This is a genomic window from Rossellomorea marisflavi (genome assembly GCF_001274775.1).
GTDB classification, from domain to species: Bacteria; Bacillota; Bacilli; order Bacillales; family Bacillaceae_B; genus Rossellomorea; species Rossellomorea marisflavi.
This window is the reverse complement of sequence record NZ_LGUE01000001.1, coordinates 1,085,036-1,110,775: the sequence shown is the minus strand read 5'-3', so window position 1 is coordinate 1,110,775 and position 25,740 is coordinate 1,085,036. Positions and strand designations below refer to the sequence as shown.

The window sequence follows — 25,740 nt, the reverse complement described above, 5'->3', positions numbered from 1 at the left end:
ATAGGTGAATGGTCACTTATTTTCTCAAATTGAAAATCAAATATATTAGGTTTATATAATAATATTATGGTAACTATAAGAAATTCTTATGGAAATCTTTCTGCTAGTATCAGTATACTGATACTAGGAGGTGATCATATGGAAATCCGTTTTCCGAAATCTGCAGCATCTCATGCAAAGCCTGTATGATTCGGCGATCCTTTGCATGGGGTGGTAGATAAAGATAAATCGCCATTCATAAGTCGGCTTTGTCCCTTATTGATTCAATAATGATAAGGAGCTGACACGATTGAAAGCAGTAAACCAAATTCCTGATTACTTAATGAGAGAATTACAAAACTATGTTCAAGGCCAAACCATTTATATACCAAAGCGAAAAGAAGAGTATAATGCCTGGGGCTCAAAGTCAGGAGGAAGGGAAGCGCTTAAACGGAGAAACACGTCGATTCTTGAAGCCTTCACTGGAGGAGAGTCGATTGCTTCCATTTCAAATAGATACTATTTATCCATCGAGACGATAAAGAAAATCGTCTACGGTAAGCGCTGAAGCGATACATCGGGATGATCAAGCTTTCATAAGAAACAGCTTGCTTTGACCTAAAGGGGTCTGAGCAGGCTGTTTTTTAAATGAGACAACCTTTACTGGCTTAGGCTACGAGCGAAAATGGTGTTTGAGTCCTGTCCCATCATTCATGACAACTTGACTCACCTTTCATGAAGTCCCAAATCGTTTTTTTATATGTGACGTTCTTTCTAACATTGTTCTCTACCTATGAACATGTGGATGAATGGGTTATAGTAGAGCTGAAAAGACGTAAGGAGAGGTCGTAATGGAACGATTCATACGAAATGATCAATTGAATGAAATATCAAATCAAACGCAAATCTTACTGAACGGTTATTCCACAGTGAATGACCTGAATGTTCTGCACGCCCTAAGGGGACTTGTGAAAGACAAAGTGTCAGGGTTGTTTACCGATCTGACCGTTTCTCAGGAGGGAAGGCTTAAAGCCATCGAGGCAGTAAAGGACCCTGTACAGGCAGAGGACTTTCTTTCAGGACTTGACCCCTATGTGATCCCGTTTCCACAATTGACCGAGGCAAAGCTGAAGAAGTTGTTTCCAAAAGTGAAGAAGCTGAAGATACCGGATCTTTCAGAGTTGAACGAAACGAACCTTTCGTATCTCGGATGGAATGATTACGGTCAGGAACGCAAATATTTGGTGATTGAACGGGAGGGGAAGTTGACAGGTTTAAAAGGCAGATTCACTCCTTCTAATAAAAAAGGGATCTGTGCCATCTGTCATTCATTCAGTGAAATTGGAATGTTCATGTCAGAATCAAGAAAATCCCAACAAGGAACCTATGTGAACCGAGGAAACTATGTCTGTCAGGATAGCATGGTTTGCAATGCTCGAATAAAAGGTCTTGAAAGACTACATGATTTTCAAGAGCGGATGAAGTCGTAATCCTCAGGGACTGTGTATAAATCCCTTGAAACATTGCGATACTTTCAGTAGTATAGATAAGTAGAAAATCGTAATGTTTTGAAATGAGGGTATAAAAATGGAGAAAACATCCATATACGGATTAACGATAGATCAGCTCACAGATTGGCTAGTCGAGCACGGCCAGAAGAAATTCCGTGCTGCCCAAGTGTGGGACTGGTTATATAAGAAGAGAGTAACGGAATTCTCTCAAATGAAAAACCTGAATAGTGCCTGCATCGAACTGTTGGAGAACCACTTCCACATTCAGACCCTTCAACAGGAAATCAAGCAGGAGTCCAAGGACGGAACAATCAAATTCCTTTTTAAACTTCAGGATGGGAACCTGATTGAAACGGTTCTTATGCGCTTTAATTATGGTCTGAGCGTATGTGTGACCACTCAGGTAGGGTGCAACATCGGTTGTACGTTCTGCGCAAGCGGCTTGCTGAAGAAAAATCGCGATCTATCCAGTGGTGAAATCGTGGAGCAGATCATGAATGTACAGCATCACCTTGATGCTGCCGGCAAGGATGAGAGGGTCAGTCACATTGTGGTTATGGGGATCGGCGAGCCGTTTGATAACTATGACAATATGATGGACTTCTTCCGGGTCGTGAATGATCAGAAGGGCTTATCCATCGGTGCACGTCACATCACCGTTTCAACAAGTGGACTGGCTGATAAGATTTATAAGTTTGCCGATGAAAACATCCAGATCAACCTGGCTGTATCCCTTCATGCACCGAACAACGAACTACGTACCAGGATCATGAAGATCAACCGTGCCTACCCATTAGAGAAGCTGATGCCGGCGATTGATTATTACCTTGAGAAAACAAACAGAAGGATCACGTTTGAGTACATCCTCTTGAGTGACGTGAATGATCATGTCGAAGAAGCGAAGCAACTAGCCAAGCTCCTGAAAGATAAGCGACACCTGTCGTACGTTAATCTGATTCCATATAATCCGGTAGATGAGCACAATCAATATCAAAGAAGCACGAAGGATGCCATCGTGAAGTTCTACGGAACTCTCCTGGATAATGGGATCAATTGCGGAGTGCGTGTGGAACAAGGTTCAGATATTGATGCCGCATGCGGTCAATTGCGCAGTAAACAAATCAAGAAAGCCATGGCGTAATCGAAGGACTGCCGTGAAAATACAATACATGACCGGGCGATCAGTTGATATGTTGATTCATATCGAGATCGTCCGGTTTTTATTTTTTTCTGTGACCTTACTCCAGACGTCGAGGCAGAAGCCTCATCAACAAATGAGAATACAATTGATATATCAACGATTGATTATTTGATTGAAACTTATTAGTTGACGCATCAAATATATCGTAGTATGATCATGCTTGTAACCTTTTAAAACATTGTTTTAAAGAGATTACACCATATGTTTGATGGGTCATGTAATATGAGCTGCATCCTTGACAGTCAGGTCGCTTTATAGTATATTAATTGATGTATCAATTATTGAGTGATCAATTGTTAGAGGAGGGGGATGCTTTGCCGAATCACTGTTCAGAAGAAGGTAAGATCATCTATCAGCTGAATGACATCTATAAATTAATGAGTCCCAAGTTCGAACGCTGTACCGGTATCAGTCAGTCACGCCTTGAGCTTCTCCATAAATTATTTGATGTTGACGAGATCAGTCAGACCCAGCTACAAAAAGAGGTTTGTATAGATGGTGCTGCCGTTACAAGACATTTGAAACAGCTTGAAGCACAAGGCATGGTCTCACGCAGGAAGAATCCTGCAGATAATCGTTTTACATTCGTCCGCCTGACGAAAGAGGGAAGAGAAAAAATCGATTCCTTTAAGCGTGAGAAAGAGCAATTCATCAGCAGGGTCCTGGACGGTTTTTCAGAGGCCGAGATGAAGAATCTTTCCGACAGTCTTTCCAGGATCCAGGACAACGTCAATAAAATCAACTATTAAGAAAAGGGGAATACCATCATGAATTCAGTTCGCAATAACGACTTCCAAGACCTCATTACCGGTCGCCGTTCCATCAGGAACTATGATCCGAGTGTGAAAATCAGTAAAGAGGAAATGAAGGAGATCTTGACTGAAGCAACACTTGCTCCGTCTTCTGTAAACCTTCAACCATGGCGCTTCCTTGTCATCGATAGTGAAGAAGGAAAAGCCACTCTTGCACCACTTGCAAAATTCAACCAAACTCAGGTTAATACATCTTCAGCAGTCATTGCTGTTTTCGTGGATATGAACAGCCTTGACTACACGGATCGCATCTACAATGATGCAGTAGAAAAAGGCCTTATGCCTGCAGAAGTAAGAGACAGGCAGATTCCTGGGATTAAAGGAATGTTAAGTCAGGTTCCTGTTCAGGAAATGCGTGAAATGAACCTGATCGATGCCGGTCTTGTATCCATGCAACTTATGCTTGCAGCACGTCACCACGGATATGACACCAACCCAATCGGTGGGTATGAAAAAGACCAAATTGCCGAAGCCTATGGAATGGATAAAGAACGCTACTATCCAGTTATGTTGATTTCAATCGGTAAAGCTGCAGACGCCGGGTACCAATCAGTCCGCCTTCCAATCGATGAAATCACTAAATGGAAATAATACAAAACCAACACTAACCATAAGAGGAGAATGAACCATGATTATTACACACGCTGAACTACAAGTGAACCCTGCAAAAGAAGAAGAATTCCTAGCTGAGATCCGCACACTCATCGCTGCTTCTAAACAAGAAGAAGGAAACGTGGACTACTCACTTAAACGCGATGTTGAAAACCCAAATCATTTCACAATGATCGAAATGTGGAAAGACATGGACGCAGTCCAAAGCCATAACAATAGTGAGCACTTCAAGGCATTTGGTGCGAAAGCAAAAGCTTTCCTTGCCGGCCCTCTTGCAGTGCGCATGTTCGAAGGACAAGAATTGAAACTTTCTTAATTGATGATTCAATAAGAAGCAGTTCCTCTTGGGACTGCTTTTCTTAATGGGAAAATGGAGGATGTACAAAATGGAAAATTTACAAAAATACTTTGATCTATTCGATCAATCCAGAACAAGTGAAAAAGCGTTTGAGGAATTGAGCGGACTATTTACAGAAGATATGACGTTTGTATTGAATGGGCATGAAAAACACGGCATCGATCAATGGAATCAATTCGTTAAGATGGTGTTCCAGGAAAATGTCGACCTCAAGCATATGTTTGAAGGCTGGGTATACGAAGAGAAAGAAGATCTGTATGTAACACCATGGGCGGTTTGTGGAAAACGTAAATCGGGTGAAGTCTACACCCAGACAGGGAAAGATTTTGCCAAGCTAGACACTTCTGGGAAAATCACGTATCTTGCCAATGTGCCTGACAACACAGACATGTTCTCGGATTATAAGAAGTAATGCGGCATGGATTGACACCTTCTACAATAAGAAGGTGTTTTTTTATTGGGCAGGGAATTTTTTGTCCTTTACTATATTTTGTAAGTTTGAAACACCTCCATACGTCTATTCCCGTGTATCGAATTGGATGAGCTGTTGACCACCACGGCAGCAATAAACAAATCCTAAAGATGACATATACGTAGTCCCCTTGGCGTTGGAGAGCATCCAGTTTTTCTTCGGGCGTAGGGTTTAGTTAGCATGTCCATGAGTGGAAAGCAAAAGGGTATTCATCATCAAGCAGTGAGAAGCGCTGCTTTTTTTATGAAAATCTTTAGGAAATGGGTATTCATACAGACAATGGACGCTTGTCCTGCTTATACTATCTTAGACCCAGAGAAAGAGAGGAGGATACAGATTATGTATAAAGGAAATAAAGGAGTTCAAGGTGCCCAAAGCGGACAGCAACCAATGAACTGCGGCTATCCGCAGGTTTCTCCAGCCCAAACAAAACCAACACAGATGATGCCTGCCCAGACCAGCCCAACAAAACAATACACTGAAAATGTAAACCAGGAAGTTCAAATCCCTATGGTTCACCCGAGCCACACGACGCAGGTGAATCACACACATTATAAATATATACACTCTTATCCACACACACAATCGGTGGTCAATTCCGCTTCGGAAGAACATGTATGCGCAGAGCCGCAACAAATGATGCCGATGCATCACTGCCCACCGCCATGCCCGCCTCGTCCATGCCCACCACGTCCATGTGGAAGGCCTAGACCAGGATTCTTCTGGTAAAATTTGATGGTGTCCTAAAAGGGCACCATTTTTTATTGTTTGGTTTCGTTCCAAACGGATAGTTGGTATTATGAGGAGTAGAATGTTGAAAGGAATCGGGATATGTACAGAATAACAGACCGCAAGATCAAAGATCGTTGTGGGGATCAATCATATAAAAAAGGGCAAGAGTATGTTAGACGCAATCGCGTCTCCATCCTCTCTATGGGGGATGGGCATGTGAGCGCAACGGTGAAGGGCGATGAGGACTTTTCTGTGATGATCGACCTGAGCAATGACTCTGCGTCTTGTTCATGCCCCAAACTGGCATCGTTTAAAAAAGAATGCCAACACATTGCCGCGGTGTGGCTGACCATGAGAGATGAGGCGGCAGCTGAAGAACTGATCGCACTCTTCAATGAGGATACAAGTGTCCCCACCGTCAAGTCGCATTTTGAAACCAGGGAAACTCTGCAGTTGTCTTGGTACATAAAGTATGAAGAAATCTTATATCTATCTCTTGGAATCGAAGGTAGGCCCGTTCATGACATCCACGGCTTCACTCAAGCAGTTAAGGAGGGAAAGTGTTTCAGGATCTCAGACGATTTCGATTATCTCCCTTCCTCCCATTGCTTAAAGCATGAAGACATGAAACTGTTAAATTGTTTAGAGCGTGGGAGAGAAGGCAATCAAAAAGCGGGATCACTTGTGGTTACGGTTCCTATATGGAGGGACATTCTTCCTCTTTTAGAGGCAGTTAAGGTTTTCTTCGAATATGCAAAGGGGGAGCGTGTAGAATTTATTATCAACCATGAGTTGCCGGACATTGGTTTTCATTTTGATCAATCAGATCTAGGCTATACCCTTCATATCAGGGGTGTACGGGATTTGGAGATCATTCCTTCTTATGGAGTGGCCATCGATCACGGGACCTTCAGGGCATTGTCTGCACAAAATGGACGGAAACTGATTGAGATGAAGAAACTGCTTACGTCATCTTCTGATGTGATCAGGATTCCTCAGACTCAGATCAATCTGTTCGTTGATAAGGTCGCAGTAGGCTTGAAAGATCTGGGGGAAGTCACGTTCTCTGAAACGATGATGGCCTTGCTCTCTCGCACCCCATTGGAAGTGAAGCTATACCTTGATCGAGTAGGGAATAGGTTGTTGGCTGGATTGGAATTTCAATATGGGCACCTCTCCATTAATCCTCTTGCTCCTGATCAAGAGGATGGAAAATTCCTGAGAGATCGGGTCCGGGAACAGCGCATTCTCGAGAAAATCGATGAGACCCCATTCACGCGAACAGAGGAAGGTTTATACCTTCAGAATGAAGAATTGGAATTTGATTTTTTGACATACGGGGTGAACGACCTAAAAGGGTATGTGAACATCTTTGCGACCACCGCAGTCCGCAATCGACTATATAAGCGCAAGGCATTACCGAGGCTTCGAGTGAAGGTGAATAAGGAACGGGGGAACTGGCTTCATTTCTCATTTGATATGAACGGGATCCCACATAAAGAAATTGAAGGGATCCTGGAGGCGTTAGAGGAGAAGCGCACCTATTATCCGATGAACGACGGGTCACTCTTGTCCTTGAAATCGAAAGAAATACGCGACATTGAGAAGTTTCTTCATACCGTCCAAGCCGATCGCCATGATCTCTTGAATGGAATGGGCATAGACGCCCCGCCAACAACTGAACTTCTTGACCTCGTAGAAGATAGTGACCTTTATCATCGCGAGGAATCCTATGCTACATTCATTCAAGGCATCCATCATCCTGAAACATTGGATTATCCTGTTCCAGAAGATTTGAAAGGGGTTTTGATGCCCTACCAGGAAGCGGGTTTTGCTTGGTTGAAATACTTGGCTTCATTCCGATTTGGTGGATTGCTCGCTGATGATATGGGACTCGGAAAAACCTTGCAGGCAATCGCCTATATCCTCTCTGAAAAAACAGGATCCAATGAACTGAAAAGTCCGATCCTGGTGGTGTGCCCGTCTTCTTTGGTTCATAACTGGCAAAAGGAAGTTGAGAAATTCGCGCCCGTTTTGAGGGTGCAGGTAATTGGAGGAGCGCCAGCAACTCGAAAAAAACTCATGTTGAATACGGAAGCAGACATATGGATTACGTCTTACCCCCTGATAAGAATGGACCACAGGCTGTATGAAAATATGGAATTTCATACGGTGTTTTTCGATGAAGCCCAAGCATTCAAAAACCCATTCACTCAGACAAGCAGGGCGGTGAAGAAGATCCGTTCTCAGCGGAGCTTTGCCATGACGGGCACCCCGATCGAAAATGCATTGGAAGAACTATGGTCGATTTTTCATGTGATTTCACCAGGTGTTCTGGGCGGGATTACTGATTTTAGCCATCTGCAACCCAAAGAAGCATCAAGGAAGGTGCGCCCGTTCATATTGAGGCGTATGAAGAAGGACGTATTGGCACAGCTGCCAGAAAAACATGAGTCGGTCGAAATGATTGACCTATTGCCGGAACAGAAGGCATTGTATGCGTCTTATCTAGCAAAGCTGAAGCACGATGAATTAAAGCATCTTGACCGCCATACATTGGACAAGAATCGAATCAAGATCCTTTCTGGTCTCACAAGGCTACGCCAGCTTTGCTGTCATCCAGGGCTGTTTGTAGAGGGCTATCGGGGAGGATCTGCCAAACTCCTTCATCTCCTTTCTCTCGTTAAAGATGCCAAAGCGGAGGGAAGGAGGGTCCTTATTTTTTCCCAATTCACAAGTATGTTGAAAATCATCGGGGGCGAGCTGCTCAAACAAGGCACGCCGTATTTCTACCTCAGCGGTGAAACCGATCCTCTTGAAAGGGTGGAGCTCTCGAGGCGCTTTAATGAGGGTGAACGAGATTTCTTCTTGATCTCCCTTAAAGCGGGTGGGACAGGTTTGAATCTGCAAGGAGCCGATACCGTCATCTTGTATGATACATGGTGGAATCCGGCAGTAGAGAACCAAGCAATGGACCGTGCCCATCGGATGGGGCAAACGAAAGAAGTCCAAGTCATCAGACTCCTATCTAAAGGGACGATTGAAGCAAAGATGAATGAACTTCAGCTGAAGAAGAAGGCGTTGTATCATGAGGTGATCGATCAGGATTACCGCTGGAGTCTGGAGGATTTAAAGATCTTAGTAGAAGAGTAAAAGAGCGCCTGGCTCCCAGGCGCTCTTTTTCGATCAAATCAGATCTGCTTTTAATTCACGAATCTGATCGATATGACGTTTTTCATGATACCCGATAAACGGCACCCATTGATCCAATCGCACCATCCCGAATACAGGATGAGGGTTTGCTTTTGTTTTCAAGTCATCCTCAGAAGGGATTGATTCAAGGAAATGTAGAAGTTCCTCGCGTGAGCTTTCAAGTCTTTCCTTCATCTCCCCTAGGGTTTTCATTTCATCAGCAGGTTCTACATATGAGGGGGCTTGAACTTTTCGTGAGCGGTCGACGGTAAGGTGTACGGGTTTATCGTCGACACTTTGTTCATCACCTTGTTCAAGTGCTTGAACCAATGAGTTCGTAATAGCTCTTTCCATTAGATAGAGGTGGTCGACAACTTGCATGATCGTCCACCGATTTGTGTGGATGGTCCGGTTGAGCTCCTCATCCGTAAGACTTTGTATTTCGCCGAGGAGTTCTTTACGAATATCTGTAATTAACGTAATGGATTCTTTCATTATTAGACCTCCAGTAGGTTTGTAGTCTACCTTCATTGTAGACCTTCAACCATTATCCGTACAGTAAATGGGTTTCAGAGGGATTCTTAAGGGTAATGTATGTTATGAATGCAGATTACGCTGAAGGGGTGGAGGGATGGATACGATCAAGAACGACATTGAACAATGGATTACTGAACACTTTTCCGGGGAAGATGTTACCATCGAAGAATATCCTTACCTTCCCCACGGCAAAAAAATAAATGAACCTTTAAAGAATGATTACGTGATCGTCTATTATCACGCTCATTATGATAGGCTAAACTTCTATTTTAAGCCGAACTGAATATGGATCTTTACTGGCTACGTTGGATGATCTCCATTCAACAGTGGCCAGTTTTTTTTTCGTGTAGGCAAAGGTATAGTCAGATGCTGAGTTTGATGAATAGGATGTAAAAACTTGTCCGGAATGAGGAGGATCATTTTATGCAGCCCTTGGTTTCAATCATCATCCCTTTTTATAACTGTGCGTTCGTTGATCAAGCCATTGAGAGCGCCCTGCAACAGTCATACCCGAACATCGAAGTTATTCTCGTGGACGATGGATCTGATCGAGAAGTAGAACGGATTCATCCTTATCTGTCTTCGATTCACTATGTAAGGAAAGCAAATGGGGGGACAGCATCCGCCATTAACACAGGTATTCACCATTCAAATGGTGAGTATATCGCCTGGCTGAGTTCGGATGATGTTTTCCTGCCGCACAAAGTAGAACAGCAAATCTCCTTCATGAAGAAGCACTATGCGAAGGCAAGCTTTACCAACTATGATTACATCGGACCTGATAATAATATTCTTATCCCTAAATGCGGCGAACAGTTCCAGCATGCAGAGGGGGTATATCGCTCATTTTTGACATCTAACCCGATTAACGGGTGCACCGTTATCCTTCACAGGGAAGTCTTCGATCGAGTAGGCTATTTTTCTACGGAGTTCAACTATACTCAGGATTATGAAATGTGGTACCGCATCTTACTGAAAGGTATTCCATTTTACTATCTTGACCAAGTCCTGTTGAACTATCGCGCCCACCCCAATCAAGGTACCAGTAAAAACCAGGAAGGAATCAAGAAAGAAACCTTTATGATCAAACATCATTATATCCCTAAGCTTGAAAATTTCCTCAACTTCCAAGGAAACAGGTTAAAGCGAGTGGTGTTCGAATGAAGGCAGCCCCGGATATGAAAGGTGGATCCGAATGAAAATCCTATTGGTTTCCTATTACCCCCTCCCATATGCGGGGGGAATTTGGACGGTTGTTTCGAACCTTCAACAAAAGCTGCTTTCACTGGGTCATCAGGTTGATTTGTTTTCCCAGCGCCCCGACTTGAGTGGGTATCGCATGCATCATCTTGATCATGGGATGATGCTCGAGTCCATGCGTTCGAAGATCATGTCGAGAATCAACAGAGAACTACCATTTCACCAACAGCATCCTATTATTCAGAAAGCAGAGATCTACCGCATCAATTTTGAAATGACACTAAGGGAGTATGGATTGGAATCATATGATGTCATTCATGCACAAGATGTTACCGCCGCCCAAATCATCGGATCGATGAAGCCCGCTCATATTCCGTTAGTCACAAGTGCACATGGGAGTCTCACCAAAGAGATCTTCCTCGTACTAAAATCCGTATATCCCCACCTATCCGATCATTCCATCCTGACGGGAAAGGATTTCAACTATTATAAACGACTAGAGAAAGAAGGATATAAGGAGAGCAAATATATCCACACCCAATCCAAATGGATGAAGTCACAAATTGAGACCGATTTCCGGGTGAATCCTACAAAGGTCATTTCATACCCATTGGGAATCCAAAACAGTCAAACCGGCACCCCGGTTTCAAAGAAAGATCAGTCCAAGGTGCTCATCTTCTCTGGAAGGGTTATTTATCTTAAGGGGATCACATTTTTACTTGAAGCCCTATCCCAGGTCAACTTGGGCCGTCAGGACTGGGAATGCCTGATTGTCGGGGATGGGGATTATCTACCGGCGGTAAAGGCGTTGGCAAAACGGCTTGGGTTGAATGACCGCGTGTCATTCCTCGGACATCAGCAGAACATGGAAGCCATCCTTGCTCAAGGTGATCTTCTCATCCAGCCGAGTCTTCAGGATACCCAGCCCCTTTCGGTTGTTGAGGGTCAGTTTGCCGGATTGCCGGCGATCGTCAGTGATGCTGCCGGGCTTCCGGAGATGATTCAGGACGGATTGAACGGACTGATTGTTCCCAAGGGTGATGCAAAGTCCCTACAGAATGCAATAGAGGCCTTGCTGAATGATGATGATCGACGCTGCAGGATGGGGCAGGCGGCGATTGCATGGGCCAATGAGCGTTGGACATTGGATGCCATGGTCTCTCAGACATTGGCACTTTATAAGAGGGCTTTGACATGATCGCTAGGAGCTATTTTGGAAAGATCGTTTGCCGTATTCCCGTACGTGCCTTTCGAGTGGTAAGTGAATGCCTTGCGTAAATTAATCATTTTTGCCATCGTCGGTTTTTTTGCACAGCTTGTGGATGGTTCCCTGGGGATGGCTTTCGGACTGACATCTTCGACCCTTCTTCTTGCCTATGGCGTTGCCCCGGCTATTGCTTCGGCTTCGATCCATATGTCTGAGATTGCAACGACGGCTGCCTCAGGCATGGCACATTGGAAGTTCGGTAATGTCAACAAGCGGATGGCCTTGCTTCTAATGATTCCTGGTAGTATCAGTGCTTTTATCGGAGCAGCATTTTTAAGCAGTATTCCAGGAGAGGCAATCAGACCTTATATATCTTCCTTTTTACTATTATTGGGGTTGTATATCTTCGTCCGGTTTCTTTTTTGGCCTTCTCCATCTGATGACAAACACAACGCGAAACCCGCTGCTTCTGTGCGAAAACGGATCTTATTACCTCTTGGAGCCACTGCAGGCTTTTTCGACGCAATAGGAGGAGGTGGGTGGGGACCGATCAATACACCCGTTTTGTTGTCAGGAAAGGAAGCGGTGCCACGGGAGGTCATCGGTACTGTGGATACAAGTGAGTTTGCCGTGACGTTATCCGCTACATTGGGGTTTGTCCTATTTTTAGGGTGGGAGAATTTTGATTGGCAGTGGGTGGCGGCATTCGTCATAGGTGGCGTTGCAGCAGCACCTCTTGCGGCACTGTTGGTCAAGAAACTTCCTTCGTTTCTCCTGGGCGTGCTTGTAGGCGGATTCATTATTCTTACGAATTCCTATACGTTACTCACTGTGTTCAATCAACCAGGCACCGTCATCCTGGGGGTCTGCATATTCATCCTGGCCACGTGGATCATCGGGGTCATATACAGTTTGAAGGGGAAAGGTACAAAATAAAACATATTTATCCAACAACATTGTTCATAAGTGAGCAAAGTTGTTGACATATGACACGATGTCACATAAAGTGGATAAGGTTCCATGTGACATCGTGTCATTTTGTATTGGGAAGTTATTGAGGGGTTTTGTCTTAATTTTATTGCATTGCGGGTATAGACCATTGAAGTTTTCTTCGTGGCAAACATCCGTCACTGAAGGAGTGTCCGAATTGCCCAAACCGACTTTTTTTAATTTGCGTGAAGAGAAACGGAGCAGGTTGATCGATGCTGCACGTGAAGAGTTTTCAAGGGTATCCCTTTATGAGGCCTCCATTTCGAATATCCTTAAAATGGCAGGTATACCGAGGGGAAGTTTTTATCAATATTTCGAGGATAAGGAAGACGCATTCTTCTTCCTGGTGGGAGAACATGCAAGGGAGAGGTTTGAACACTTCACATCCTTATTGCGTGAATATAAAGGCGATCTTTTTGAAGCAAGCAGGGAATTATTCAGGATGGTCCTGCAGCATTCCAGGGCAAGTGACCAAAACCGTTTCATGCGGAATGTACTCCTGAACATGAATTATAAAATTGAAAAGACCTTTACCCAGCATTTGACCAAAGAAACGTTGGATCAGCGCTATGCAGAAGTATATCATCTGATTGATCGCAGTCTTCTTAACATCCAGACGAGAGAGGATCTGTACCATCTCCTCCAGATCAACACTGCGATCACCTTCCATAACCTTGTGAAAAGCATATCGGATGAATTGACTGTAGAGGAAGCGCTGAATAAATATGACAGGGAGATCCACATGATAAGGAAAGGGGTTTCCATGTGAAGTATCTCCTGTGAAATAAAACCAGAAGAAAGAAGGGAGAATAGAAAATGGAGGATTCGCAACAAACACAAACATTCAACAAAACACCACTTCTTATCGTCTTGATTTCCGGTGCGTTTGCCGCCATTCTCAATCAAACATTATTAGGTACGGCTTTGCCCCATATTATGAAAGACTTGAACCTTGATGAAAGTACAGCCCAGTGGCTGACATCGATCTTTATGCTGGTCAATGGGATCATGATCCCGGTTACCGCATTCCTGATCGGTCGTTTTACGACACGGGCTTTATTCCTAAGTGCAATGGGCCTCTTCGCGGTTGGGACAGCCATCTGTGCTGTCGCGCCTTCATTTGGCTTTTTGATGGTAGGAAGAATCATTCAGGCCTCTGGCGCAGGTATCATCATTCCGCTTATGCAGACCATCCTGTTCATGATTTATCCCGTCGAAAAGAGAGGGGCGGCCATGGGGATGTTCGGGCTTGTTATCTCATTTGCGCCGGCGATCGGACCATCCCTTTCAGGGTGGATGGTAGAGGAACTGCCATGGAGGAGTCTGTTTTATGTGATCCTGCCGATCGTGATCGTAGACTTCATCGTAGCCTATTTCCTATTGAAAAATGTGACAAAACGTACATTCCCTAAATTGGACATCCTGTCTGTAATCTTGTCTTCATTCGGGTTTGGCGGTTTGCTATATGGATTCAGTATTGCAGGATCCAAGGGATGGGGAAGCTACCAGGTGGACCTATCCATGATTGTGGGTGGATTGTCACTTCTTTGGTTCATCCTTAGACAGCTACGATTGAAAGAGCCGATGCTTCAGTTCCGTGTGTTTAAAAATTCAATGTTCACGCTGACAACAGCTTTAGGCATGATTGTGTTCATAGCCATGATCGGTGCAGCCACGGTCCTTCCACTTTACATGCAGAATATGCTTGGATTTTCAGCACTTGAATCCGGTTTGATGCTTCTGCCCGGTGCCTTGATCATGGGATTGATGAACCCGATAACCGGCCGATTATTCGATAAATTCGGAGCCAGGTGGCTCGCGATTATAGGTCTTACAATCTTGTCCCTCTCGACGTTCATGTTCACCAATTTATCTGCAGAAACCACATTTGCTTACTTGGCAACATGGAATGCAGTTAGGATGTTCGGGGTGGCCATGGTGATGATGCCTGTTACAACAGCAGGACTCAATCAGCTGCCTTCTAATCTGATCCCTCATGGTACAGCCATGAACAATACGATGCGTCAGGTGTCCGGCGCCATGGGTACGGCGATGCTCGTGACCGTCATGACAACAAGCGCCATTCCAACAAAAGGGTTGGAGGGCATGATCCACGGGGTGAACGTCTCCTTCGTGGTGGCGGGCATCACCGCAATCGTGGCACTGATCCTATCTTTCTTTGTGAGGAATCCCGGTTCCAGAAGAATAAAGGGAAGTGCGTAACACACAATACACGAAATCCAATACCTAGCACATGAATCCGAGCGACCATTCGATTTTTTGAGAATGGTCGGTCGGATTTTTCCTTTTTTCAAACCGCGAAGAATTCCGAATCTAGTAACTATCCAATCATCCACACCAACTCTTCCTCCGGTTCATATGGTATAGGAGGAGGTGATAGACTTGTGAAAGCACTTTGGAAACACGTAAGAAATCCCCTTTCCTCCAATCCAGATCCCCTGCGGGATCTAGAAAAGGCAAAGGAGATACCGAGGATGGCAAACTTCGGATTCGCTACACGCCCCCTGCGTTTCTAAATGATTGGCAGCTTGTCCGAACAAGCTGGTATAATCCTGCATATACTATAGTAGTAACGATTAAAGGAGGAAATAACAAGTGAAGGTCATAATGATTGATCCCGGTCATGGTGGAAGCGATCCCGGGGCAAGCTATAAAGGCCATGAAGAGAAGTATTATAATCTGCTCATAGCTCTCGGACTGAGAGATTTCCTGCTGAAACATTATCAGGTCAACGTGATCATGACCCGTGAATCCGACCGGGAATTATCTTTGGAGGAAAGAAGCCGACTTGCCAATGCCAGGGGAGTAGATTTCTTTTTATCCATCCACCATAACGCAGGGGGAGGGACAGGGTTCGAAAGCTATATTTATGATGGAAAGGTATCAAATGACATGGTATCCCTCCAAGCGACCATACACAATGAAATCGTCTCATCCATCAGCAAATATAGTGTGGTGGACCGGGGAAAGAAAAGGGCGAACTTTCATGTATTGAGGGAAACAACCATGAATGCTCTATTAGTGGAGATTCTCTTCATCGATCGTGATACCGACGTCGCCTTGATGCAGTCAGCGGCATTCCGATCAGATGTAGTCTCCGGATTAGGAAAGGGGCTTGCCAAAGCCTTGGTGCTGCCTGATGCACAAAAGGCCGTCTTCAAAGTGATTGCGGGCTCCTTCGGTGATCGAAAGAACGCTGAAGAGAGGGTGGAAGAGCTTTCCAGAAGAAAAATCGATTCTTTCATCACGTCTTTTCTTCTAGATGGAAAAACATATTTCCGGGTTCAAGCAGGGGCATTTGCCGATCGGCAGAATGCTGAAAATCTTGTTCAAACGTTGAAGGGGTACAAGATTGATGCCTTTTTGGTCGTTGAAGGCGCCGTTTCATCCATTCCTCCCGTCTCCCAACCAAAACCAACAAATACGCCAAAGCCGACCTCTCCGCCAACGTCCACCCCAAAACCGACCCCTCCGCCACAGGCTCCTTCAAAACCGGGGTATTCCATCCTCGGTGAAAGTGTGTTGAAAGGACATCAACTCGATGAGTTTGCAAGGAAGGTGAACCCTGTTGCACCTCTTCTGGGAACCTATTATATCGCCCTTGGAAAATTGTATGGTATTCGGGGTGACGTAGCGTTTGCCCAAGCTCTGCATGAGACGAATTTCTTCCGATTTACTGGACAAGTCAAAGCTTCTCAAAATAATTATGCCGGTATCGGGACGACTGGTCCAGGTGTGGATGGTGCTCAATTCATGTCAGCCGAAGAAGGAGTCCACGCCCACCTTCAGCATCTATTCGCTTATACGACCACCTCTCCATTGCCATCGGGCATTCAACTAGTAGATCCACGGTTTAACCTTGTGAAAAGGGGCATCGCCCGAGACTGGATAGATTTAAACGGAAAATGGGCCGTGCCCGGAACCACATACGGTCAAATGGTTTTGGCTCTGCATGAACGGAATTTGAGCGATTCCATTGCGTCGGCAAAGGCACAGATCTTGTTGATGGAAGATGCGATGAAACAGCTTACGATTAAATAAATGCACAAAAAGACTGGGACAAACATGTGTTAGTCATAGTAAAACCCGAACTATCCTGCCTGAGACAAGGCAACTTTAGTTCGGGTTTTCTATTTGTCTCAGCCTCGTTTAGAAGAATATTATTCGTCCTTCAACAAATGGTGGATCATTCTTTCATGATCATTGAAGAATTGCTGCATGATACGGTAATGTCCTACTTCTTCAAGGTCCCTCTTCCTCATACCGTCTTCGCACAACTCAATGATGGTAGAGGAGGGGTAGGCCATTAAAATGGGGGAGTGGGTAGCAATGATAAACTGTGAGTTCTGTCTGATGAGCTCATGGATCCTTGTCAGCATCGCCATTTGTCTCAGGGGTGAGAGGGCTGCTTCCGGCTCATCCAGTATGTAGATCCCATTGCCGTGGAAACGATTCATAAAGGTGGAAAAGAAAGCTTCCCCATGGGACTGTTCATGTAGTGATGTCCCGCCATACGAATCGATGATCGGAGGGCCAAAAGGGTCTTCGTCGAGTTTCGAGATTTGGGTGGCTACATTGTAGAAACTCTCAGCGCGTAGAAAATATCCATCATCTGGTTTCTTGGGAGCACGGACGATGCGGAGGTACTGATCGAGTTCACTGTGTGAATCATACGTTGAAAACTGAAGGTTTAGAGATCCGCCCTCAGGGTTGAATCCAAGGGCCACAGCAATAGATTCGAGGAGGGTGGACTTCCCCATGCCATTTTCACCGACAATGAAAGTCACATCACGATCCAGATGGAGTTCGTCGAGAGTGCGGATGCTAGGTATGGTAAAAGGGTACCGGTCAAATGTAGGAACTTCTTCTCTTATTAACTTAATACTTTTCAGGTAGCGGAATGATTCCATAAAATCCTCCTTCTATTAAAAAAAGGCATCATGTTCACATGATGCCCACTGTTCTTATGAAGATGACGTCAATTCCAGGATCATGGAAGTGAGGTCCTCGATGTCTGAATAATAGGTTACAGAATGGGAGTCGGTCTTCAGCAGGAACAGCTGCCCTTCCCTGTCAAACGAAATGGAGATTTCATTCGGTTCGTTGCCCATAAAGGTATGAGTGATCTCACTCTCACCGAACTCCTTCATCGTTCTTAATAATTTGACTACAACATCACGTGTCATAGATTTCCCCCCTTTGTTCACTAAAGGGATTGACTAAATACAGTCTCTTAGACCCAATGACTAGCTTTAGTATAACAAAGATCCATGCAAAAAGAAACGCATGTTCTCTTGCGTATAGGGATGACTGTATGCACATATGATGTTCTAAGGAAAGGGGGAGTGGCTTTGAATCAGTGGGGAATCAGGACGGGGACACCGTCTCCAGAGTATCCTGACGACATGATCGCTATCATAAAAGGCGGACTGCCGCAGGGAAAAGGAAAGAAAAAGATCTTGATCATCGGCGCAGGGCTCAGTGGCCTGGTGGCGGCAACATTATTGAAGAAAGCTGGCCATGAGGTCACGTTATTAGAGGGCAATAATCGCATCGGTGGAAGGGTATATACGAAACGTTCCCCATTCTCTGAAGGGAATTATCTTGACATGGGAGCCATGAGAATTCCCGATAATCACCGTTTGGTCATGGAGTACATCCGCAAGTTCAACCTCCCGACCAATCCCTTTTTGAATACCACTCCATACGATAAACTGTATGTAAATGGAGTCTATACAACGGTTGATGAGTATGAGGGGAATCCGGATATATTAGGGTTTCCACTGACCCAATCCGAAAAGGGTAAGACGGCGGAACAGCTTTTCCTGGACACAACCAAACCCTTCATCGATGCCTATCAGAGTGGAAGCAAGGAGGAGCGGAAACGACTCATTGAGAGATTCTCGAATTACTCAATGGGCAGGTTCCTTAGAGAGAGTCCTTACGGAAATCCCCTTTCGCTCAATGCCATCAGAATGATCAGCGTGCTACAGGGGATAGAGGGATTTCCGGAGTTTTCTTTCTCAGATATTTTGACCGATATCATTTATCCGATTTTCAGGAAAGAAACTAAATTTAATCAGATCACAGGGGGGAATGATCGACTTCCATACGCCTTTAAAGAAGGGCTCAAAGACAACCTGTTGATGAATCAGCAAGTTTACCGCATCGTGCAGGACCGGGACGGGGTTGAGGTATATACACGAAACGGCAAACCTGGCATCTATCGGGGGGATTATGCCCTGGTGACCGTTCCTTTCACGGTTTTGCAGTCCATCGAAATTGAACCTTATTCGTCCATTTCTTTTAAAAAGTGGCAAGCCATTACGGAACTGACGAATGTTCCAGCGGTCAAGGTCGGCATTGAGTTCAAAAACAGGTTCTGGGAAGAAATGAAGATCGGCAATATCATCTCAGATCTCCCGTCCAGATTCACCTATGTACCGAGCAATGGCATCGGCAGTGGACGTCCGGGTGTTCTTCTCGCCAGTTACAGCTGGGGTCAGAATGCACTTCTATTTAACTCCATGTCGAAAGAGGAGATCTTTGCAAATGTCATGAAGGATCTTGAAAAGTTCTATGGCCCAAGGGTATATTCGGAAGTCAGCTCTTATGCTGTATACAATTGGAGCGTCAATCCATTTTCAGCTGGTTGCTTTACATTATTCACTCCCGGGCAAGAAACGGATTTTGCAGACTATATCCAGCATCCTGAGGGGAGGCTTCATTTTGCAGGGGAGCACACCTCTTCTTTCCATGGGTGGATGGAGGGGGCTATCGAATCCGGAATCAGGGCTGCATACGAGTTGAATGAGAGGTAGCATGCCCAAATCTATGAAAATAGGAGCTTATCCCACACCTTTCTTTCTATGGAGCATACTCTATCAAGTAAGGTATTTTCGTAGGAAAGGGGGAAAAACAAGTGGGAAATTACCAACACAATAGAAGAGTTTCACCTGATCGTGACGAAGTGATCGTCAACCCTACTCAACGCGTTGTGAATACCCGTACGAAAACGCGTACCGTCAAAAACATCCACCCGACTGAAATCATCAATGTCAACCGTACTATTGTCCGAAATGAAAACTATTACCCTGTACGCACGAGGGAAGTCAACGAAACAGTGGTTGAAAACTATGACTGTGGAAGAGATGTCAATCGTCCTGACTGCAGAAGGGTAAGTCCTGGAAGCGGCTGGGTCCGTCCGGCAAATGATGATCGCGATCGCTATGACGGCGGCCATCGATGTGGGAACCGCAACCGTCGCTGCGGCTGCAGGTGGTTCTAGTATAAGAGCATCCCTCGGGGTGCTTTTTTATTTACGAAGAATTATCCCTTCTATTATTCATCATTGGAGCATAGATTGAACTAGTAAAACTAAAAAATGGGAGATCTTATGATGCCGAATTTTCCTAGAAATCGAAACAATTTAGTTCCACTCGTTGCCGTCTCATTGAAAGCAATCATAAGGGTCGTCATAATTGGAATCGTCGTGATGTATGCCTCTATCTGGCTTATTTCCACCATGGCCATCAAACTGAAGGTCGATAGCCTCCTGTACTCCTCTGTCTCGGAAATGGTTCCGAAACAGACCTTCCTTATGCTCCTTTCACAGGAGATGACGGGATTGAGGATAGCCAATGAAGATCAGCTCAATCATGATTTTGATTGGCTTGAGAGTGTCACGAATGTATCACTATTGGATCCCAGGAGTTTATTTGGAAGGGAAATACCTGGAATTGAAAATTATCATACACATATAGCGGTAGCTGGTAAAGGGACAGATATTACAAATCTGCCGTACGAATCACCAGCCCCTACAGATGAACAGCTGACCAATCAGGAAGTTGACCAGGACCAGATCGATCAGGCGAATGACTCGAAGGACGACGGGGTAAAGGAAGTGGACAAGAAGTCTGTGTTCATCTATCACTCCCACAGCTGGGAAGCATTCAGCCCACTCATAAAGAATAATCAATCGAGCGACCCGGCAAGCACGAACGAAAAAGTCAACGTCATCGCAGTCGGCGCCAAGCTGAAACAGGAATTGGAGTCAAGAGGGATCGGGACCATTCAGGACAAAACCGATGTGAACCAGGCACTGAAAGAAAAGAGTTGGAGCTATTACGAATCCTATAAATTATCAAGAGGGCTCGTCCAGGAAGCCATCGCCCAGGACGAAGATCTGAATTATATCATTGATGTACACCGCGACTCACAGCCGAAGAAAGTAACCACTAAAACCATTAACGGAAAAGCATACGCACGCCTATTCTTTATCGTAGGAAAGGAAAATAAGAATTATGAAAAGAACTTGAAAATTGCCAGGGAGCTTCACGCCAAGCTTGAAAAAGAGTATCCGGGTATCAGCAGGGGGGTATTTGTCAAAACGAAGGCTGAGGGGAATGGTGTTTACAATCAGGATCTGACGGAAAGGGCCTTGCTCCTCGAATTCGGCGGGGTTGAAAATAACCTGGTGGAACTGTACAATTCTACGGAAGCATTTGCAGAGATCTTTGCAGGCTATTATCACAAAGATGCAGTCGAAGTAAACAATTGAACGGGCCTTACTGGCTCGTTCTTTTTTTTGTGAAAAAAGAATTGAAGAAAGTGCAAATAAGGAATATAATGGCGTAATATTCAAAAAGAGGAAGTGTGCCGAGGATGAAGCAATGGATCGCTGTCGAAGCCATCACCGAAAGCTTGAAAAAAGATAAGCGGGTGAAAAGTATATTTTTGAAGGGATCGATGGGGAGGGGAGAGGAAGATGAGTTCTCCGATGTGGATCTTTATTGTCTTGTCGAGCAAGGGGATCTGGCGTCTTTCGTCCAGGACCGGTTAAGACATTTAGAAGCCTATGGGAAGCTCCTGTTCCATGATGACTTGTTCATCATCGCACCACAGATCATCGCGGTTTATGAGGATCTGCTTCATATCGATCTTTTCACGGTGACGGAAAAGACATTCAAGCAAAAAGATTATTTCAAGGTCATTTATGATCCTGAAGACAGATTGAGCCCATTCGCGAGAAGTCAAAACCTTTTATTATCCGATGCCGAATTCAATGAATTCGCTGGTGACACCGGGTGGTTCCTCTTTCAATACCTCAAAGCCATGCGAAGGGGGAATGATCTGTGGGCAGCAGAAATGCTTCAGCACACAATGAGGAATTTCTCCAGTGTCCTTTTGCAACGATATAATCCTGATAGGGCGCAGCTTGGCTTTAAGACACTCGAAGCGAGTCTTCCGGAGGAACATGTCGGGAAAGTGAAGAAAATCATGGGGCTCATAGGGCCGTTCACGCATCAACAGGCAGCCGATGAGATTCTGATGTTGATTGAGGCTGAGAGAAACTGGATCAGGTCTGTATGGCTGGATGAACCTGGAAACCGACTATTGGATACCATGCTTCGTACATTGGGAGCCATAAGAAAGTAGAAAGTCTGATACATAATCCCTTCTTCCATGTAAATCCTAAAGGCAGGAGGGATGTTCTTGAAGTATGTTTCAGCATTTCTATTAAAACTCGTCGTCACATTCCTGATCCTCTACACGGTTTTGGCAGGGGTCACAGGTCTATCGATGGGTTCCATCATTGCGTTGACTGGTGTGCTTGTCCTAATCGGTTATTTACTTGGTGATTTGTATCTCCTGCCAAGGACCACGAATGGTTGGGCGGTGCTTGCAGATTTTGGTTTGAGCTCGATCATGGTGTATTTTCTCAGTTCGGCCTTGGTGGCTGGATCTCAAACCTTTCTTGTAAGATCTTTTGTGGCAGCGGTATCTGTAAGCTCATTTGAGTGGTTTTTTCACCATCATCTTAGAAAAAATGTTTTTTTGACTGATTCCTCTGCCCCTGTTTACCGGCAGGACTATCAAACTGAGGCATCAGAAGAGTTTCAACCCGACCTCGATCGGGACGAAAGGTAAAGGACGGTATGCTCCCATACCGTCCTTTTACCTGTTTCAGCGTGAGTCGCCTTGATTGAATGTCTTTGAGAACTGTTTTACTACGGCTTGTACCTCATTTGTTTTTTCGTCTTTTAATAATGGCGTGATCCTAGGGAGGAAAGAGAGTGCGTCTTCTTCTGAGAAGGTTCCTTCTTGTTGCTTATTGAAGTTCTCCATCAGGATCAGTTTTGCCTCTTCTTCCTTGCCATCCTGAACCCTTTGTAAAATGAAAGATAGAAACCTTTCTTGCCCTTGTAAATCCATTACAGGTCCTCCTTGAGCTCATGATTTGATGATATACCTTCTTATTGTACCAGCTGGACGCCCGTGAAGAGAGGAAATAAAAGTATCAGTTGTAAATTGGATGATTTCGACTATAATTAGTACCAGGTATTAAAACTAGATGATGGGGTGATCTCATGTATTCATTTCTTGCAAATCTGGCAAAATTGATTTTTGGAAAAGTGGAAATCCGAAATGCCCATCTCCTTCCTGAAGAGGGAGGCTATATTGTGACATGTTCACACAAAACATGGCTGGATGTCGTTGCCCTTGGCTTCAGTATGCCCGGACCCGTAAACTTTATGGCAAAGAAGGAACTTTTCGACCGGAAAATCCCTGCCTTTATTTTACATAAGATTCACGCCTTTCCTGTGAACCGTGAGAACCCTTCTCCTTCAAGTATCAAAAAGCCCGTTAAACTACTTCGGGGAGGGGCGATCGTAGGGGTCTTTCCTGGAGGGACCCGTTCAGATGAGGATGTGGAAGCGAAACGCGGTGCCATCACGATAGCAAACCTCTCCCGGGTGCCCATTGTACCGGCAGCCTATCACGGGCCGACATCGTTTAAAGAATTATTGCGCAACCGTCATAAAGCCGTTATCGTCATCGGCCAACCATACACCGTACGTGCAAAGGACAAGGAACAAATGACCGCAGAGACAAAGGTGTTATCAGGGAAAATCAATGAGTTGATCAAAGAAGCCCAAAAAATAAGCTGAAAGCTGTCTGTACAGATTTGATAATAGATCTGTACGGACAGCTTTTTATTTGGAAAAGGATTCGTACCATATTTTCATTTGATTATGTATGAATCCTCTTCCATGGCAGAAACTAACCACAGAATGAAGCAGGGAGGGGGATCTTATGAAGCGGTTGAATAATGCTGGTGAACAAGGGAATCTTGCGTACGTCAGCATATTCGGTACCACACAGATTCATTTGAGGAACCCCATGATTGTTGCGCTCTGGTCCATGGCCTTTCCAGGATTCGGTCATCTTCTTCTTTCCAAATACCTCAGAGGTTTCGCCCTGGTGATATGGGAGATCTATATCAACCAGACCATTCACTTGAACACAGCCATGGTTTACACGTTCATGGGTGATATCGACGCAGCAAAAAGCGTCCTGGATATTCAGTTCATGCATTTATACATTCCGGTGTATTTGTTTGCCATATGGGATAGCCACAGAACCGCCGTCGACCTGAATAAAGTTTATTTAAGTCATAAAGGAAACAAGTCGACCATCAACAGGAGGCTCGTCATTCGACCGCTTGAAATCAACTATCTTGATAAGAGATGCCCTGTTTCAGCTTTTTTTTGGTCTATGGCCGTACCGAGTGTTGGACATTTTTATAATCACCGGATCATATCGGGGCTTTTCACGCTTGTGACCACTGTTATTTACGTCTATCATTCCCACCTGTTGGAAGGAATTCATTATCTTATCTTGGGGAAATTGGAAACATCTGTTAACGTGCTCGATAAACAATGGTTATTGTACATGCCATCCTTTTACTTTTTTACCATTTATGACGCGTATGTGGGGGTCGTTGAGAATAATAAACTTTTCGACAGGGAACAGGCCGCCCTTTTAAAAGCGTATTACCAAAAAGGATCCTTGTTGATTGGCAAAGGATGGAGGGTTAGATAATGCAAATCATCGCATCGTTCAATCATTCTTCCTACATCGAAATGACCATCGTCAAGCTTGAAGAGAAGGGGGTGGATGATCTATATGCCATTCCCCTTGAAAGCAGGCAGAGAGAAACAAGGCTCTTTGACTCCATCCATTATTCAGATGGTCATTCCCTTCTCAATAAAGGCATGTTCCTTGCCGTGATCTTTTCGGTTATTGCCACAAGTCGTGGGTTTACTTTGGAATGGGGGCCGATCTACTGGGGGTTGATCGGGGCAGGGAGCGGATTGGTCCTTGGTTTCCTCATCGACCTGATACTGTTGAAGATCAAAGAGAGGAATCAGATTTTGGCAGATCATCATCAACCATCTGAAATCATCCTCATAATCAACTGTCGGTTAAAGGATGAAGAATGGGTAACCAGGACGCTATGGGAACATCATGCATTGGGGATTGCCGCGGTCGGAAAAGAGTGAAAGACGGACCAAACGATAAAAAACCATTCAATGCCTCATCATTGAATGGTTCAACCTTACTTTATGTGGAAGACATCGTCGGTCTAATCGGTTACTTTGTTGCAATTGATCCAATGGATGGAGCCCGACTCCGTATGGGGATGGCATTCTTTTTTTACGCTTCTAAACTCTTCTTCCAATTCTTCGAGGGTCAATTCGAACAGCTGTCTTTCTCCTTTTTTGTACACTTTGTGCACGATCAACTTATTGATCAATTCATTCCTTCTTTGCGTGGTTTCCATCATACTCACTCCTCATGAATGGTTGGGAAGAGGATATAAAAATCCCTCTTCAGGATAAGAAGAAGGATTGCCCGGACTCTTCGACTCATCTTTCAAGCACCTGCTTGTGGAATTAGCACAGTATCCCGATTTGGAACCTGTTGCTGAGGCTTCATAGGGCCATTCCCTCTGCCTCTCTTGATAAGCGTTATATGAAATATAGTATAAACCAAGTATACCAAGTTGTCAACTTGGTTTAATGTGCGATTTCAGACACACAAAATGAAGTGAATCACTCGTATAACCCGG

Annotated in this window: 29 protein-coding genes and 1 riboswitch; of the genes, 24 read left to right on the top strand and 5 right to left on the bottom strand. The window is 44.7% G+C overall.

All coding sequences use genetic code 11. The annotated features are described in order from the left end of the window. Positions 1–280 precede the first annotated feature (280 nt). The 9 genes from AF331_RS05610 (at position 281) to AF331_RS05575 (ending at position 8,830) form a co-directional block, all read left to right on the top strand. The gene (locus AF331_RS05610; RefSeq protein ID WP_152915545.1) at positions 281–547 is read left to right on the top strand and encodes a CD3324 family protein; all 267 of its coding nucleotides are present in this window, start codon (positions 281–283) and stop codon (positions 545–547) included. Positions 548–830: 283 nt separating this feature from the next. Further along, positions 831–1,469: a FusB/FusC family EF-G-binding protein gene (locus AF331_RS05605; protein WP_053427150.1), complete on the top strand. Its 639-nt coding sequence runs from the start codon at positions 831–833 to the stop codon at positions 1,467–1,469. A 97-nt stretch (positions 1,470–1,566) separates the two neighbouring features. After that, positions 1,567–2,631, top strand: a complete 1,065-nt coding sequence (gene rlmN / locus AF331_RS05600; protein ID WP_053427149.1) for a dual-specificity RNA methyltransferase RlmN — start codon at positions 1,567–1,569, stop codon at positions 2,629–2,631. Between the two features lie 329 nt (positions 2,632–2,960). Further along, positions 2,961–3,440: a MarR family winged helix-turn-helix transcriptional regulator gene (locus tag AF331_RS05595; protein ID WP_053427148.1), complete on the top strand. Its 480-nt coding sequence runs from the start codon at positions 2,961–2,963 to the stop codon at positions 3,438–3,440. A 15-nt stretch (positions 3,441–3,455) separates the two neighbouring features. Beyond that, positions 3,456–4,094 carry a nitroreductase family protein gene (locus tag AF331_RS05590; RefSeq protein WP_200908247.1) on the top strand — a complete coding sequence of 213 codons (639 nt, stop codon included), beginning with the start codon at positions 3,456–3,458 and terminating at the stop codon, positions 4,092–4,094. Between the two features lie 37 nt (positions 4,095–4,131). Further along, complete coding sequence (locus AF331_RS05585) at positions 4,132–4,431, top strand: putative quinol monooxygenase (RefSeq protein WP_053427146.1); 300 nt, start codon at positions 4,132–4,134, stop codon at positions 4,429–4,431. A 70-nt stretch (positions 4,432–4,501) separates the two neighbouring features. Continuing rightward, positions 4,502–4,885: a nuclear transport factor 2 family protein gene (locus AF331_RS05580; protein ID WP_053427145.1), complete on the top strand. Its 384-nt coding sequence runs from the start codon at positions 4,502–4,504 to the stop codon at positions 4,883–4,885. A 240-nt stretch (positions 4,886–5,125) separates the two neighbouring features. Next, entirely contained in the window at positions 5,126–5,674 is a 549-nt protein-coding gene (locus AF331_RS23085) for a CotD family spore coat protein (RefSeq protein ID WP_327205387.1), read from the top strand. A 102-nt stretch (positions 5,675–5,776) separates the two neighbouring features. Beyond that, positions 5,777–8,830 carry a DEAD/DEAH box helicase gene (locus tag AF331_RS05575; RefSeq protein WP_082346761.1) on the top strand — a complete coding sequence of 1,018 codons (3,054 nt, stop codon included), beginning with the start codon at positions 5,777–5,779 and terminating at the stop codon, positions 8,828–8,830. A 33-nt stretch (positions 8,831–8,863) separates the two neighbouring features. Here the strand turns inward: AF331_RS05575 and AF331_RS05570 are convergent, their stop codons facing one another. Then, complete coding sequence (locus AF331_RS05570; RefSeq protein WP_053427143.1) at positions 8,864–9,364, bottom strand: DinB family protein; 501 nt, start codon at positions 9,362–9,364, stop codon at positions 8,864–8,866. Positions 9,365–9,500: 136 nt separating this feature from the next. Between AF331_RS05570 and AF331_RS05565 the strand changes: the two genes are divergently transcribed. The 7 genes from AF331_RS05565 (at position 9,501) to AF331_RS05535 (ending at position 16,865) form a co-directional block, all read left to right on the top strand. Continuing rightward, positions 9,501–9,689, top strand: coding sequence for a hypothetical protein (locus tag AF331_RS05565; protein WP_053427142.1), 189 nt, complete (start codon positions 9,501–9,503; stop codon positions 9,687–9,689). 140 nt (positions 9,690–9,829) lie between these two features. Further along, the gene (locus AF331_RS05560) at positions 9,830–10,570 is read left to right on the top strand and encodes a glycosyltransferase (RefSeq protein ID WP_053427141.1); all 741 of its coding nucleotides are present in this window, start codon (positions 9,830–9,832) and stop codon (positions 10,568–10,570) included. A gap of 31 nt (positions 10,571–10,601) precedes the next feature. Then, positions 10,602–11,804 carry a glycosyltransferase family 4 protein gene (locus AF331_RS05555; RefSeq protein WP_053427140.1) on the top strand — a complete coding sequence of 401 codons (1,203 nt, stop codon included), beginning with the start codon at positions 10,602–10,604 and terminating at the stop codon, positions 11,802–11,804. Positions 11,805–11,876: 72 nt separating this feature from the next. Next, on the top strand, positions 11,877–12,749 hold the full coding sequence (locus tag AF331_RS05550; protein ID WP_053427139.1) for a sulfite exporter TauE/SafE family protein: 873 nt from the start codon (positions 11,877–11,879) through the stop codon (positions 12,747–12,749). A 235-nt stretch (positions 12,750–12,984) separates the two neighbouring features. Further along, the gene (locus AF331_RS05545) at positions 12,985–13,572 is read left to right on the top strand and encodes a TetR/AcrR family transcriptional regulator (RefSeq protein WP_235576321.1); all 588 of its coding nucleotides are present in this window, start codon (positions 12,985–12,987) and stop codon (positions 13,570–13,572) included. Positions 13,573–13,619: 47 nt separating this feature from the next. Further along, positions 13,620–15,026 carry an MDR family MFS transporter gene (locus tag AF331_RS05540; protein ID WP_053427137.1) on the top strand — a complete coding sequence of 469 codons (1,407 nt, stop codon included), beginning with the start codon at positions 13,620–13,622 and terminating at the stop codon, positions 15,024–15,026. Between the two features lie 393 nt (positions 15,027–15,419). Next, positions 15,420–16,865: an N-acetylmuramoyl-L-alanine amidase gene (locus AF331_RS05535; protein WP_053427136.1), complete on the top strand. Its 1,446-nt coding sequence runs from the start codon at positions 15,420–15,422 to the stop codon at positions 16,863–16,865. 119 nt (positions 16,866–16,984) lie between these two features. On the opposite strand, the gene AF331_RS05530 is transcribed toward AF331_RS05535, so the two are convergent. Further along, positions 16,985–17,734: an AAA family ATPase gene (locus tag AF331_RS05530; RefSeq protein WP_053427135.1), complete on the bottom strand. Its 750-nt coding sequence runs from the start codon at positions 17,732–17,734 to the stop codon at positions 16,985–16,987. A gap of 54 nt (positions 17,735–17,788) precedes the next feature. Further along, the gene (locus tag AF331_RS05525) at positions 17,789–18,010 is read right to left on the bottom strand and encodes a hypothetical protein (RefSeq protein ID WP_053427134.1); all 222 of its coding nucleotides are present in this window, start codon (positions 18,008–18,010) and stop codon (positions 17,789–17,791) included. Between the two features lie 165 nt (positions 18,011–18,175). Between AF331_RS05525 and AF331_RS05520 the strand changes: the two genes are divergently transcribed. From AF331_RS05520 to AF331_RS05505, 5 genes are all read left to right on the top strand, one after another. Then, entirely contained in the window at positions 18,176–19,645 is a 1,470-nt protein-coding gene (locus tag AF331_RS05520) for a flavin monoamine oxidase family protein (protein WP_235576320.1), read from the top strand. A gap of 101 nt (positions 19,646–19,746) precedes the next feature. Beyond that, positions 19,747–20,112 carry a CotD family spore coat protein gene (locus AF331_RS21775; protein ID WP_152915543.1) on the top strand — a complete coding sequence of 122 codons (366 nt, stop codon included), beginning with the start codon at positions 19,747–19,749 and terminating at the stop codon, positions 20,110–20,112. 165 nt (positions 20,113–20,277) lie between these two features. Continuing rightward, the gene (spoIIP, locus tag AF331_RS05515) at positions 20,278–21,384 is read left to right on the top strand and encodes a stage II sporulation protein P (RefSeq protein ID WP_160316491.1); all 1,107 of its coding nucleotides are present in this window, start codon (positions 20,278–20,280) and stop codon (positions 21,382–21,384) included. Between the two features lie 104 nt (positions 21,385–21,488). Continuing rightward, on the top strand, positions 21,489–22,262 hold the full coding sequence (locus tag AF331_RS05510) for an aminoglycoside 6-adenylyltransferase (protein WP_053427132.1): 774 nt from the start codon (positions 21,489–21,491) through the stop codon (positions 22,260–22,262). 57 nt (positions 22,263–22,319) lie between these two features. Then, positions 22,320–22,754 carry a DUF2512 family protein gene (locus AF331_RS05505; protein ID WP_053427131.1) on the top strand — a complete coding sequence of 145 codons (435 nt, stop codon included), beginning with the start codon at positions 22,320–22,322 and terminating at the stop codon, positions 22,752–22,754. A gap of 36 nt (positions 22,755–22,790) precedes the next feature. Here AF331_RS05505 and AF331_RS05500 read toward each other — a convergent pair whose 3' ends face one another. Further along, positions 22,791–23,039, bottom strand: coding sequence for a hypothetical protein (locus AF331_RS05500; RefSeq protein WP_053427130.1), 249 nt, complete (start codon positions 23,037–23,039; stop codon positions 22,791–22,793). Positions 23,040–23,194: 155 nt separating this feature from the next. Here AF331_RS05500 and AF331_RS05495 point away from each other — a divergent pair, with 155 nt between their 5' ends. The 3 genes from AF331_RS05495 to AF331_RS05485 all read left to right on the top strand — a co-directional run bounded on the left by AF331_RS05495 (position 23,195) and on the right by AF331_RS05485 (position 25,171). Continuing rightward, positions 23,195–23,776 carry a lysophospholipid acyltransferase family protein gene (locus AF331_RS05495; RefSeq protein WP_053427129.1) on the top strand — a complete coding sequence of 194 codons (582 nt, stop codon included), beginning with the start codon at positions 23,195–23,197 and terminating at the stop codon, positions 23,774–23,776. Positions 23,777–23,921: 145 nt separating this feature from the next. Then, entirely contained in the window at positions 23,922–24,710 is a 789-nt protein-coding gene (locus tag AF331_RS05490) for a hypothetical protein (RefSeq protein ID WP_053427128.1), read from the top strand. Next, on the top strand, positions 24,710–25,171 hold the full coding sequence (locus AF331_RS05485) for a hypothetical protein (RefSeq protein WP_053427127.1): 462 nt from the start codon (positions 24,710–24,712) through the stop codon (positions 25,169–25,171). Before AF331_RS05490 ends, AF331_RS05485 begins: the two co-directional genes overlap by 1 nt. 83 nt (positions 25,172–25,254) lie before the next feature. Here the strand turns inward: AF331_RS05485 and fbpA are convergent, their stop codons facing one another. Further along, the gene (fbpA, locus tag AF331_RS05480) at positions 25,255–25,452 is read right to left on the bottom strand and encodes a Fur-regulated basic protein FbpA (protein ID WP_235576319.1); all 198 of its coding nucleotides are present in this window, start codon (positions 25,450–25,452) and stop codon (positions 25,255–25,257) included. Between the two features lie 82 nt (positions 25,453–25,534). Then, a riboswitch (SAM riboswitch) is annotated at positions 25,535–25,639 on the bottom strand. Between the last annotated feature and the right edge of the window lie 101 nt (positions 25,640–25,740).